Here is a 12,084-nt window from a genome sequence, read left to right on the forward strand (position 1 = left end):
GTGCGGAGTCTTTCCGGCCGGTGTCGTCGGGCGTGTCGGCCGGTGCGGGCCGACCGTTGTATCGGCTGGAACGCAGGGCGCCGATCAGGCCGAGCCCGCCGACCAGGATCAGTCCGCCGGCCAGGAACCAGCCGGCCGGTGGCAGTACGAGACCGAGCACCTGGGCGAGCAGCCACCAGGCGGCGAGGGCGAGAAAGAGCAGCCCGAAGGCGAACGACACCAGGTCGGTGCGGTGGGTCCTCACCGGGTCACCTCCATGTGTCCGGCGTTGACGTGCAGGTTGAGGCGCAGTTTGCCGCCCCCGGCGCCGTCCGGACCCAGATCGACGACGTCAACGGGCCGGTTGTCCATGCCCTGCGTTCGTTGGCCGAGGACGTTCGCGTCACCGGCGGTCACCTGGGTCACCGCCGTGACGTCCACGTTCGGTGGCAGCACCACGGTGGCCTCACCGAAGTTGATGGCGACGGTTATCTCCGTCTCCTGCTGGTCGAAGTCGATCGCCCGCAGGTCGAGCACCGCGTCGCCGAAACTCTGTTCGTACCGGACGGCGAGGTCGCGGTGGCTCGTCGGTGCCCAGGTTACCGCGCCGTCCACCCCGCGTACCCGGTCGTAGGACTCGACGACCGTGACCACGGCCAGGGCGGCGGCGGTCACCAGCCCGAGCGCGATCAGCCAGCGGGCCCGCCCGAACCAGGTACCCACGAGCAGGCCGAGGCCGATCACCGCGAGTGCCGCGGCGAAGTAGGCCGACGCGCCGATCTCGAAGACGTCCAGCAGGTCGAGCACGCCGACCAGCCCCAACGCGACAAAGATCAACGATAAGGTCACCGCGCCCAGGGCCGATCGTTCCCGGGGCTTGCGGGGCGGCTTCGACTTGGGCGGTGGCGGCGGGGCCACCTTCGGCGGCCCGGCGTAAGGGCCGTGCGGGGCGAACGGGGGACGGTAGGTCGGTGGGGTGACCGCTGGGCCCGCCGCGGCGGCGCTCGTCGGCCATGCCGACGCCGTCGGCAACTGCATGGTTGGCTCCTCAGGCCCGCCCGGCACCGACGGTGCCGAGGGAACGCCGGACGTCGGGCCGGCTGGGTGGAAGACGGGCGGCGCGACCGTCGTGGTCCGGCCGAATTCCGGGTACGCCGCCGGATAGGCGGTCGGCCCGGGATAGCTGACCGGCGGCACCGGACCGGGTGGCGGAGGTGGACTCGCGCCGACACCAGCGTCCGGCGTACCCGGTACGGCCGACTCGGGTCGGGCTTCGCGCTGCTGACGATTCAGCAGCAGCGCACCGCCGACCAGGATGGCCGCGCCGAGCAGTACCGCGCGGAAGGCGTCGGTGACGACGAAGCCGAAGCCCACCGCTACCACCACGCCGAGGACGATCACGGTGACCGGGGACATGCTGGAACGCCCACGGCCCAGCATGGACTCGATGGGCGAGGCGGTGTCGCCCTCGCCCGGGATGATCAACCAGGCGGCGACGTAGACCAGGATGCCGACACCGCCGAAGAAGCCCAGGACCGCCAACAGCACCCGCCAGAGCACGGGGTCGGTGTTGGTGGCTCGACCGACGGCAGCACAGACGCCCGCCAGGTAGCGGCCCTCGCGTGGCCGGACCAGCCCGTACCGCGAGGTGAAGCCGGCGCCGCCGAACGGCCCGCCCGGGCCGCCTCCCGGCGGCGCACCGGCCCCGCCCCACCACCCTGGCCCGCCGGGTCGGCCCGGTCCGCCCGGCCCCCCGAGTCCGCCCGGCCCCCCGAGTCCGCCCGACTCCCCGGGTCCGCCCGGCCCCCCCGGCCCGGCGGACGGTGGCGCGGTGTCCCATGCCGTTCCGCCGGTGGGCGGTGGCGCCGCGGCAACGGGTGGCGGTGCGTCGTCCCACGCCGCTCCACCGGTGGGCGCCCGCCCGCCGACGGGTGCGGCCGGGCCGTCCGCCTCGGCACCGGGGGATTCGGGTACGGCCGGCCCGGTGGCCGCCGGAGGCGTCGACTCCGGTTCGGTCGGCCCCGGCCGGTGCGGCTGGGCAGCGTCGTCGGTCATGCCTCGATCCTGCTGCGCCCGATGCCCGAGCGGCCTCCGGAAGCGACCCTGACCCCACCCTGAGATCCGACCGGCCCGAATGTCGGGGGCGTCCCCGTGGTCGGGCGGCCACGCCGCGTGTGACGATCGGATCGGCGCCGGAAATCCTCGCCTCTCGTCCGGCTCGACCGTCCTGACCAGGGAGCCCGCGATCAGCAGCATCAGTCAACCACCCCGCCTCTACCGCGCCCCGGAGCACCGGATGGCCGCCGGGGTGGCCGCCGGCATCGCCGAGCATCTCGGAGTTCCGGTGGTCCGGGTCCGGATCGCCTTCATGGTGCTGCTCGGGCTGAGCGGGTTGGGTCTGCTGCTCTATGCCGCCTTCTGGGCGGTCGTGCCGCTGCGACCCGGTGACAACGCCGTACCGCCGCGCCGCGATGTCGGCCAGCTGCTGCCCTTCGTGGCCATCGGGCTCGGCGTACTGCTGATCCAGGTGATGGTCTTCGACTCGGTCGGCGCGGCCGGCACGGCAGGCTGGTTGGTCGCCATCATCGCGGTCGGCGCGGGCGTGATCTGGCACCAGTCCGCGCCCGAGCGGCGACGGCAGTGGGGCGAGTCGATGCCGGTGCCCTGGCTCGGCGCGGTGATAGAGGAGAGCGACCGGCGGGCCTTCGTACTGCGCTTCGTCGGGGGCGGGGTGCTGGTCGCGGTCGGCATCATCGGTGTGGCCGCGGTCTACTCCCCGGCGCAGAACCTCGACGCCGTGATCAACGGTGTGATCTTCGCGTCGGTCGGGCTGGCGGGTGTGGGGGTGGTGGCCGCGCCGGTGCTCTGGCGCACCTGGAACCAGCTCCGCTCCGAGCGCGAGGGGCGCATCCGCGAGCAGGAGCGGGCCGAACTGGCGGCCATGGTGCACGACCAGGTGCTGCACACCCTCGCGTTGATCCAGCGCAACGCCAGCGACGTCAAGACGGTGCAGCGGCTCGCCCGGGGCCAGGAGCGCTCGCTGCGCAACTGGCTCTACAAGCCCACCGCGTCACCCACCGAACGCCTCGCCGCCGCGCTGGAACAGGCCGCGGCCGAGGTGGAGGACACCTTCGCGATCACCGTGGAGGCGGTCGTGGTGGGCGACCGGGAGACCGACGAGCGGGTCGGTGCGCTGGTGGCCGCGGCGCGTGAGGCGCTGGTGAACGCCGCCCGGCACGCCGGGGTGCAGACCGTCTCGCTCTACGCCGAGGTCGAGCCCGAACAGGTAAGTGTCTTCGTACGGGATCGGGGTGTCGGGTTCGATCCGGATACGGTGGAGGACCATCGGCACGGTGTCCGAGGCTCGATCGTCGGGCGGATGAAACGGCACGGTGGCCGGGCGGAGATCCGCTCCCGGCCTGGAGAGGGGACCGAGGTCCGGCTGATCCTGCCGATCGCCCGGGAGTCGGCCACTGCGGAGAGGGACAAATGATGGCCGAGCAGTCGACACCACCGGTCGAGCCGGAGAGCACCGGGCCCGGACGGCTGCGGGTGTTCCTGGTCGACGACCACGCCATGTTCCGAGCCGGGGTACGCGCCGAACTCGGTGCGCACGTCGAGGTGGTGGGCGAGGCGAGCACGGTGGCCGAGGCGGTCAGCCGGATCGCGGCGACCGGACCGGACGTGGTCCTGCTCGACGTGCACATGCCCGACGGTGGTGGGCGGGCGGTGCTGGAGGCGATGCGGCGCAGCCATCCCGAGGTCCGCTTCCTGGCACTCAGCGTCTCCGACGCGGCCGAGGATGTGATCGGGCTGATCCGGGCGGGTGCGCGTGGTTACGTCACCAAGACCATCTCGCCGGACGAGTTGGCCGCGGCGATCCGGCGGGTGGCCGACGGTGACGCGGTGTTCAGCCCGCGCCTGGCCGGTTTCGTACTGGACGCCTTCGCCGCCCGGCCGGACGCCCCGGTCGCCGATCCGGAACTGGACCAGCTGACCAACCGGGAACGCGAGGTGCTGCGGCTGCTCGCCCGGGGGTACGCGTACAAGGAGATCGCCCGGGAGCTTTACATCTCGATCAAGACCGTCGAGACGCACGTCTCGAACGTGCTGCGCAAACTCCAGATGTCCAACCGGTACGAGCTGTCCCGCTGGGCGGCGGACCGGCGTTTGGTATAACCGACCTTCTCGGCATAAGCGGCTAATCAGGCCGCAGGGCGTGACATGTGATCAAGTCGCGGTCAATAATGCCCCTCGCCTTTCCTTGCGTGCGGATGCCGCTCATCCCGCGGGAACGGCGACTCCGGCCACCCGCGCGTACGCGGGTCACTCCCTGCCCGAGAGGTGCACGAAAATCATGATCGGACAACGAGGACGGCGCTGGGCGCGGATCGCGCTCGCGGCCGTCACCGGCGGCGCGCTGGCGCTCGGTGCCGCCGCCCCTGCCGCCGCCGAGGACCCGGCCACCGGCGTGGCGAAGTCGGTGCCGGACAGCACCGTCAAGCTGCTGCTCGACGGCAAGGTCAAGCGGACCTCGGCACTGGCAATCAAGATCGACGGCAAGCAGCTTCCGGCCTTCTGCATCGACTACCACACGAACGTCGCGATCAACGGCAAGTACCAGGAGGGCACCTGGGACGAGTCCCAGGTGAAGAACCTCGCGAAGGTGCAGTGGGTGCTGACCCACGGGTACCCGAACGCCGACTCCGCCGCGCTGTTGGCCGCCGCCGGTGCCACCGTGCCCGCCGGGACGGACGCGAAGGTACGCCGCAACCTGCTCTACTTCGGTACCCAGACCGCCGTGTGGCACTTCAGCGACGGCATCGAACTGGGTGACTGGGCCGCCGGGCGTGGCCTGATCAACAAGCAGCGGTACGCAGTGATCAAGAAGGTCCACGACTACCTGATCGCGAATGCCACCGACCAGCCCGAGCCGAAGGCCGAGCTGAGCATCGATCCGGCCACCGCCACCGCGAAGGTCGGGGAGAAGGCCGGTCCGTTCACCGTGACGGGGCCGGCGGGTGAGATCACGCTGGCCGTCACCGGCGGGTCGGCGGTCGACGCCGAGGGCGCGCCCGTGACCACGACCGACAACGGCGGCCAGTTCTGGCTGACGACCGAGGAAGCCGGCGAGGTCAGCGTGACCGCGTCCGCCGCCGACTCGGTCTCCTTCGGCCGGGTGTTCCTCTACACCGGGCCCAAGGCGGCGCAGAAGCTGATCCTGGGCGGCAGCACCGGCGCCACGGTGACCGCCGAGGCGAAGGCCACCTTCACGGCGCCGCAGCCGAGCCCCGAGCCGACGACGCCGGAGCCGACGCCGTCCACCCCGACGGAGTCCCCGTCGCCGGAGCCGACGCCGAGCACTCCCGAGGAGTCGCCGGCGAGTCCCGCCCCGTCCACCTCGCCGGCCTCGAACGACGGTGGTCTGCCGCTGACCGGTGCGCCGATCATCACCGCGATCGCCGCCGGCCTGGTGCTCCTGGTCGCCGGTGCGGTCACCGTCCTGGTGCTGCGTCGTCGCAGGATCCACTTCACGGCCTGATCACCACGCCGCGACACCGCGTCCGACCCCGGATCCCGCAGCAACGCGGGATTCGGGGTCGGACCGCTTTTGGGGGACAGGAGTCCTTCAGCCGACCAAGACGATCGACCGCTGGTCTGGAATCAGACTCATACTTTCGGATAGGATTGCGGAAGGAGTGGCGGGATTCACGTCGATGCTCCGGCGGGTTCGCGGAGTCGTCGGGCTCGCGTCATCCGACGGTCGGCCGAGCGTGGAAATGTGGTTGACGAGCAGCTCATACCATGCCTCCGACGCGCCGGAGTGGTGCCTGTGGGTCGATGTCGGCACCGTCCCGGGCGGGTATCGGGTTGATAACACGCCTTCCCGCCTGGGCGCATCGGGTGTCACAGTTGCAGGCACCTCACAACCCCCTCGTGAGCCGAGCGCCCTGAGGAGGCACTCCCATGCGCGGGAAATTCCTGAAGGTGGCGGTCGCGGCGACCGCCACCGCCATGTTGGCTACCGCCTGTAGCAGCGGTGGCGACGACAACGAGCCGGCCGGCGAGTCCGGCGGCACGCTGCGGGTGTACAACGCCGAGCCGGCGTTCCTGACCCCGTCCGGCGGCGACGACGAGCCGTCGTTGTACGTGATCCGTCAGCTGTACCGCGGTCTGGTCAAGTACAACGCCGAGACCTCGGCGGTCGAGATGGACCTGGCCGAGTCGGTCGAGTCGACCGACCAGAAGCTCTGGACGATCAAGCTCAAGAGCGGCTACACCTTCGACAACGGTGAGCCGGTCAACGCTGACGCGTTCCTCCGGTCGTGGAACTACGCCGCTTACGGGCCGAACGCCCAGAACAACGGCTACTTCATGAAGCGGATCGCCGGTAAGGCGGACGTGGCGCCGGCGGACCCGGACGGCGAGGGCCCGAAGAAGGCTCCGGAGCCGACCGCCGAGACCATGTCGGGTCTCAAGAAGGTCGACGACCTGACCTTCACCGTCGAGCTCGACGCGCCGTTCTCCGGTTTCCCGACCACGATCGGTTACCCGGGCTTCTTCCCGATGGCCCAGGCCTGCGTCGACGACATCGCGAAGTGCAACGAGACGCCGATCGGCAACGGCCCCTACAAGATCGATGGCAGCTGGCAGCACAACGTCGCCATCAACCTGGTCCGTAGCGACACCTGGAAGGGTGAGCCGGGCAAGCCGGACCGCATCGAGTACCGGATCTTCGCCGACATCGACGCCGGCTACGCCGCCTTCCAGGCGGGCGAGCTGGACGTGCTCTACACGCTGCCCCCGGCCCGCTACAAGGAGGCCCAGGCGCAGTACGGCGACCGGATGTACGAGCAGCCGGGTGACAGCTTCACCTACGTCGGCATGCCGCTGTACCAGGACGCCTTCAAGGACAAGCGGATCCGTCAGGCGCTGTCGCTGTCGATCGACCGTCAGTCGATCATCGACGCGGTGTTCGACGGCCGGTTCACCCCGGCTACCGGCTACGTGGCCCCGACCTTCGAGGGTGCGCGTGAGGGCGTCTGCAAGTACTGCACCAAGGACGTCGAGAAGGCCAAGCAGCTGCTCGCCGAGGCTGGCGGCTGGCCGGCCGGTGAGAAGCTGATCCTGTGGGCCAACGCCGGTGCCGGCCACGACCTGTGGCTGCAGGCGGTTGGTGACCAGATCAAGGAGGCCCTGGGCATCGACTACGAGCTCAAGGTCAACCTGCAGTTCGCCGAGTACCTGGAGACCGCGGACCAGAAGAAGTTCACCGGTGGGTTCCGCCTCGGCTGGGGTCCGGACTACCCGTTCATGGAGACCTTCCTCTACCCGCTGTACGGCACCGGTGCCGGCAGCAACAACTCGGGCTACACCAACCCGGAGTTCGACGCTCTGATGAAGGAGGGTGACTCGGCCGACTCGATCCAGGCCGCGATCCCGTCCTACCAGAAGGCGGAGGACATCCTCGGCGAGGACCTGCCGGTCATCCCGATGTGGTTCAACAAGGTTGGCGCGGTCTACAGCGAGAACGTCGACCAGTTCGTCTGGAACGCCGTCTCGGATGCCGACTACGGTGCGATTTCGCTGAAGCAGAACTGAGCTTCAGACTCCTGATCCTGCCGTAATACGACGTGGCGGCAACGGTGACCCCAACAGGGTGATCGTTGCCGCCACGTCAGCGCCGAGAGGAGACCCCGTCATGGGGCGCTACGTCATTCGACGGTTGCTCCAGTTCATCCCCACCGTGCTGGGCACCATGTTCCTACTGCACTACATGACCTCGCTGGCGATCCAGTTCAGCGGGAACCCGGTCCGGGCGCTGTTCGGGGACCGGACGCCGGATCCCGCGCTGCTTGCGGCGATCACCGAGCGGCTCGGCTACGGTGACCCCTGCCTGGACCAGCGGGGCAACCCCTGTTTCGGGCTCTTCCTGGACCGTTTGCAGAACATCTTCTTCCACTTCGACTTCGGCATCAACCTGCGCCAGCGGGAGGTCACCGACCTGGTCGCCGATGCCATTCCGTTCACCCTCAAGCTGCTGGTCATCGCGATCGTGTTCGAGGCGGTCGTCGGCATCGCAGCGGGTGTGCTTGCCGGTCTGCGCGGCGGTAGCTTCACCGACTACCTGGTGAAGATCAGCACGGTCTTCGTCATCTCGGTGCCGATCTTCGTGTTGGGCCTGGTGGTCCGGGAGTTCGTCGGGGTCAAGTTCGGCAACGTGCTGCGGGGCCAGGACTGGATTCCGGACGTGATCTCTTCCGGCATGTTCAGCCCCGGCTTCAAGCCCGACTATCCGTTCGCAAGCCTGATCATTCCCGGCATGGTGCTCGGCGCGGTCTCGCTCGCTACCACCGCCCGGCTCACCCGGACCAGCATCATGGAGAACATCCGTGCTGACTACGTCCGTACCGCCAAGGCCAAGGGGCTGACCAACAAGCGCGTCATCGGCGTGCACACGCTCCGCAACTCGCTGATCCCCGTGATCACCTTCCTCGGCGTCGACATCGGCGCCGCGATGGCCGGCGCGGTCGTCACCGAGACCATCTTCAACGTGCCGGGCATCGGCCGGCTGGTGACGATGTCGGCGCGCACCGGTGAGTCCTCGGTGGTGGTCGGGGTGGTGACCATGCTGGTGCTGGTCGTCCTGTTGGCCAACCTGCTGGTCGACCTGCTCTATGCCGTGCTCGACCCGAGGATCCGCTATGAGTGACCGAATCACGGTGGCGGACGTAGGTCTTCCGACCGTTCCTGATGGCCGGGTGGAGCGAAACGAGGTGTGGACATGAGTGACCTGACGAGCGCGGGCTCCGCCATCGGTGGTGCGCCGGTGGCCGGTGACGGCCCTACGCCTGACGCGCCGGGCGGCAAAGAGCGCAACGCGAGCCTGTGGGCGGACGCCCGGCGGCAGCTGCTGCGCGACCCGGTCTTCGTGATCGCCTTCGTCTACGTTCTCGCGGTCGGCTCGATGGCGCTCTTCCCGAAGCTCTGGACCAGCCAGGACCCGCGGGCGTGCAGCACCGACAGGTCCCGGGTCTCGCCGAGCTGGGAGCACCCCTTCGGCTTCGACGTGCTGGGCTGCGACTACTACTCGCACGCGATCTACGGTGCCCGCCCGTCCATGGTGATCGCGGTGATGGCGACCAGCGGCATCGTGGTGTTCGGTGGGGTGCTCGGCCTGCTCGCCGGCTACTACGGCGGCTGGGTCGACGCGGTCATCTCCCGGGTGATGGACATCTTCTTCTCGCTGCCGTTCCTGCTCGGCGCGATCGTGTTCCTCACCGTGATCAAGCGGCAGAACATCTGGACCATCACCGCGGTGCTGTTCCTGCTGGCCTGGCCGACCATCGCCCGGATCATCCGGGGCAGCGTCATCTCCTCGAAGGACCTGGACTACGTGCACGCCGCGAAGGCGGTCGGCGCCCGCAACTCCCGGTTGATGTTCCGGCACATCCTGCCGAACGCGATCGCGCCGATGCTTGTGTACGCCACCATCGTGCTCGGCTCGTTCGTCGCCGCCGAGGCCACGCTGACCTTCCTCGGTGTGGGGCTGCAGCAGCCCGCGCAGTCCTGGGGCATCATGATCAGCACTCACCAGGTCTACTTCCTGGACGACCCGTGGCTGCTGCTCTTCCCCTGTGGTCTGCTGGTCGGCACGGTGCTGTCCTTCATCCTCATGGGTGACGCGCTGCGTGACGCCCTCGACCCGAAGTTCCGGTGAGTCCGATGAGCGAGTCTCAGCGAGCGAATCATCAGCACAGGGCGACGGTGCCTCATGAGGGCACGGAGCGAAGCGGAGTGCCGGCATGAGTACTGATGTGAACGTCAAGATGGAGGCGCTGGCGGGCGTGGACCCGGATGCGCTGCCGCTGCAGGTCAAGGACCTGCACGTGGAGTTCCGCACCCGCAACGGCATCGCTCACGCTGTGAACGGCGTGAGCTTCGACCTGCGGGCGGGTGAGACCCGGGCGATCCTCGGCGAGTCCGGCTGCGGCAAGAGCGTGACCGCTCAGGCGATCATGGGCATCCTGGACACCCCACCCGGCTTCATCACCGGCGGTGAGATCCTCTACCGGGGGGTCGACCTGCTCAAGCTGCCGGAGTCGGAGCGCCGCAAGGTGCGGGCGAACCGGATCGCGATGATCTTCCAGGACGCGCTCTCCGCGTTGAACCCGGTCTTCACCGTCGGTTTCCAACTGGCCGAGCTGTTCCGCAAGCACCGGGGCATGTCCCGGCAGGACGCCAAGGCCCGTGCCGTCGAGCTGCTGGACCTGGTGAAGATCCCGGCGGCGAAGCAGCGGGTGAACGACTACCCGCACCAGTTCTCGGGTGGTATGCGGCAGCGCGTCATGATCGCGATGGCGTTGGCGCTCGACCCCGAGGTGCTGATCGCCGACGAGCCGACCACCGCGCTGGACGTGACCGTGCAGGCGCAGATCATGGCGCTGCTCGCCGAGTTGCAGCGGGAACGGAACATGGGTCTGGTGCTGATCACTCACGACATGGGTGTGGTGGCCGACGTGGCGGACCGGATCTCGGTGATGTACGCCGGCCGGGTCATCGAGGAAGCCGGCGTGAACGACATCTACGCCAGCCCCGCCCACCCGTACACCAAGGGTCTGCTGGAGTCGATCCCGCGCCTGGACCTCAAGGGTCACGAGCTCAGTGCCATCAAGGGCCTGCCGCCGATGCTGACAAACATCCCGCCGGGCTGCGCCTTCAACCCCCGGTGCGGGTACGCGCAGGAGGTCTGCCGGAAGGACCCGGCGCCGCCGCTGTACCAGGTGTCGCCGAGCCGGACGGCCGCCTGCCACTTCTGGAAGGAGGTCAAGGGCGATGAGTGATGTGGTGCTGGAAACCCGCGACCTGGTCAAGCACTTCCCGCTGACCCGGGGCATCGTCTTCAAGAAGCAGTACGGTGCGGTGCAGGCGGTCGACGGGGTCAACCTGCAACTGCGGCGCGGCGAGACGCTTGGCATCGTGGGCGAGTCCGGCTGCGGCAAGTCGACGTTGGCCAGGCTGCTGGTGGGGCTGGAGACGCCGACCTCCGGCGACCTGTTCGTGCAGGGCAAGAACATGTCAAACGTCGGCGCCGAGGAACGACGTCGGGGCCGGCGCAACATTCAGCTGGTGATGCAGGACCCGTACACCTCGCTCAACCCGCGGATGACCGTCGGCGACATCATCGGCGAGCCCTTCGAGGTGCACCCGGACGTGCTGCCGAAGGGCAAGCGGCGGGCGAGGGTGCAGGAGCTGCTCGATCTGGTCGGCCTCAACCCGGACCACATCACCCGGTACCCGCACCAGTTCTCCGGCGGTCAGCGGCAGCGCATCGGCATCGCCCGGGCGCTGGCGCTCAACCCGGAGATCATCCTGTGTGACGAGCCGGTCTCCGCGCTGGACGTCTCCATCCAGGCCCAGGTGATCAACCTGCTGGAGAAGCTCCAGAAGGAGCTCGGGCTGTCGTACATCTTCATCGCCCACGACCTGTCGGTGGTCCGGCACATCGCCGACCGGGTCGCGGTCATGTACCTCGGCAAGATCATCGAGATCGGCACCGAGGACGAGATCTACGACAACCCGACCCACCCGTACACGCAGGCACTGCTGTCGGCGGTGCCGGTGCCGGATCCGAAGCTGCGTGGGCATCGGGATCAGATCGTGCTGACCGGTGACGTGCCGTCGCCGGCCAACCCGCCCTCGGGCTGCCGGTTCCGTACCCGGTGCTGGAAGGCCCAGGACATCTGCGCCGAGCAGGTGCCGCTGCTGGAGGTCCGCGACAGTTCGGGCCACCCGAGCGCCTGCCACTTCGCTGAGGTACGCGACGTGGTGCACGCGTCGGAGTAGCCCCACAGACGCCGTCGGCTCCCGTCCATCCGTACCGGGAGCGGCGGTGAAGGTAGTGCCTCCTCAGTGATTCGGGGCGTCGGCCGTCACCAGCAGCCGGCGCCCCGGTCCACATCCTGCATCACCCACCCACCCACCCACCCCCAGGTTGATCAAGAAGTTTGCGTCTGGAACAGCGCGGATCCAGACGCAAACTTCTTGATCAACGGGGCGGTCGGGGGGTGGGGGGGTCGGGGGGCGGGGGTGGGGGTGGGGGGG

General features: G+C 69.1%; 9 protein-coding genes and 1 pseudogene. 8 read left to right on the plus strand and 2 right to left on the minus strand.

Annotated features, from left to right (window positions below):
- Nucleotides 1-61 precede the first annotated feature (61 nt).
- Together Vse01_RS29750 and Vse01_RS26345 are read right to left on the minus strand one after the other, a co-directional pair.
- Nucleotides 62-244 (minus strand): annotated as a pseudogene (locus tag Vse01_RS29750) (hypothetical protein); the annotation flags it as partial.
- Complete coding sequence (locus Vse01_RS26345; RefSeq protein WP_232511264.1) at nucleotides 241-2,034, minus strand: PspC domain-containing protein; 1,794 nt, start codon at nucleotides 2,032-2,034, stop codon at nucleotides 241-243. The gene Vse01_RS26345 and the pseudogene Vse01_RS29750, both read right to left, overlap by 4 nt.
- 172 nt (nucleotides 2,035-2,206) lie before the next feature.
- On the opposite strand from Vse01_RS26345, the gene Vse01_RS26350 reads away from it, so the two are divergent.
- The 8 genes from Vse01_RS26350 (at nucleotide 2,207) to Vse01_RS26385 (ending at nucleotide 11,826) form a co-directional block, all read left to right on the plus strand.
- Nucleotides 2,207-3,472, plus strand: coding sequence for an ATP-binding protein (locus Vse01_RS26350; protein WP_093405467.1), 1,266 nt, complete (start codon nucleotides 2,207-2,209; stop codon nucleotides 3,470-3,472).
- A complete protein-coding gene (locus Vse01_RS26355) occupies nucleotides 3,472-4,158 on the plus strand; it encodes a response regulator (RefSeq protein ID WP_093405465.1) in 687 nt (228 codons plus the stop codon). The genes Vse01_RS26350 and Vse01_RS26355 overlap by 1 nt, the downstream gene beginning before the upstream one ends.
- 178 nt (nucleotides 4,159-4,336) lie before the next feature.
- Nucleotides 4,337-5,521, plus strand: coding sequence for a thioester domain-containing protein (locus Vse01_RS26360; protein WP_232511265.1), 1,185 nt, complete (start codon nucleotides 4,337-4,339; stop codon nucleotides 5,519-5,521).
- Between the two features lie 425 nt (nucleotides 5,522-5,946).
- Nucleotides 5,947-7,581: a peptide ABC transporter substrate-binding protein gene (locus tag Vse01_RS26365; protein WP_093404958.1), complete on the plus strand. Its 1,635-nt coding sequence runs from the start codon at nucleotides 5,947-5,949 to the stop codon at nucleotides 7,579-7,581.
- Nucleotides 7,582-7,681: 100 nt separating this feature from the next.
- Nucleotides 7,682-8,692 carry an ABC transporter permease gene (locus tag Vse01_RS26370; RefSeq protein WP_093404960.1) on the plus strand — a complete coding sequence of 337 codons (1,011 nt, stop codon included), beginning with the start codon at nucleotides 7,682-7,684 and terminating at the stop codon, nucleotides 8,690-8,692.
- A gap of 72 nt (nucleotides 8,693-8,764) precedes the next feature.
- Nucleotides 8,765-9,700: an ABC transporter permease gene (locus tag Vse01_RS26375; protein WP_093405472.1), complete on the plus strand. Its 936-nt coding sequence runs from the start codon at nucleotides 8,765-8,767 to the stop codon at nucleotides 9,698-9,700.
- Between the two features lie 85 nt (nucleotides 9,701-9,785).
- Complete coding sequence (locus Vse01_RS26380) at nucleotides 9,786-10,823, plus strand: ABC transporter ATP-binding protein (protein WP_093404964.1); 1,038 nt, start codon at nucleotides 9,786-9,788, stop codon at nucleotides 10,821-10,823.
- Entirely contained in the window at nucleotides 10,816-11,826 is a 1,011-nt protein-coding gene (locus Vse01_RS26385) for an ABC transporter ATP-binding protein (protein ID WP_093404968.1), read from the plus strand. The genes Vse01_RS26380 and Vse01_RS26385 overlap by 8 nt, the downstream gene beginning before the upstream one ends.
- Nucleotides 11,827-12,084 lie beyond the last annotated feature (258 nt).

The sequence above is a fragment of the Micromonospora sediminimaris genome (assembly GCF_016863575.1).
Taxonomy (GTDB): Bacteria; Actinomycetota; Actinomycetes; order Mycobacteriales; family Micromonosporaceae; genus Micromonospora; species Micromonospora sediminimaris.

Bases quoted from the DNA above. Each gene is read 5' to 3' on its own strand.
- Vse01_RS26345 (WP_232511264.1), bottom strand. From the start codon at position 2,034: ATGACCGACGACGCTGCCCAGCCGCACCGGCCGGGGCCGACCGAACCG.
- Vse01_RS26355 (WP_093405465.1), top strand. From the start codon at position 3,472: ATGGCCGAGCAGTCGACACCACCGGTCGAGCCGGAGAGCACCGGGCCC.
- Vse01_RS26360 (WP_232511265.1), top strand. From the start codon at position 4,337: ATGATCGGACAACGAGGACGGCGCTGGGCGCGGATCGCGCTCGCGGCC.
- Vse01_RS26365 (WP_093404958.1), top strand. From the start codon at position 5,947: ATGCGCGGGAAATTCCTGAAGGTGGCGGTCGCGGCGACCGCCACCGCC.
- Vse01_RS26370 (WP_093404960.1), top strand. From the start codon at position 7,682: ATGGGGCGCTACGTCATTCGACGGTTGCTCCAGTTCATCCCCACCGTG.
- Vse01_RS26375 (WP_093405472.1), top strand. From the start codon at position 8,765: ATGAGTGACCTGACGAGCGCGGGCTCCGCCATCGGTGGTGCGCCGGTG.
- Vse01_RS26380 (WP_093404964.1), top strand. From the start codon at position 9,786: ATGAGTACTGATGTGAACGTCAAGATGGAGGCGCTGGCGGGCGTGGAC.
- Vse01_RS26385 (WP_093404968.1), top strand. From the start codon at position 10,816: ATGAGTGATGTGGTGCTGGAAACCCGCGACCTGGTCAAGCACTTCCCG.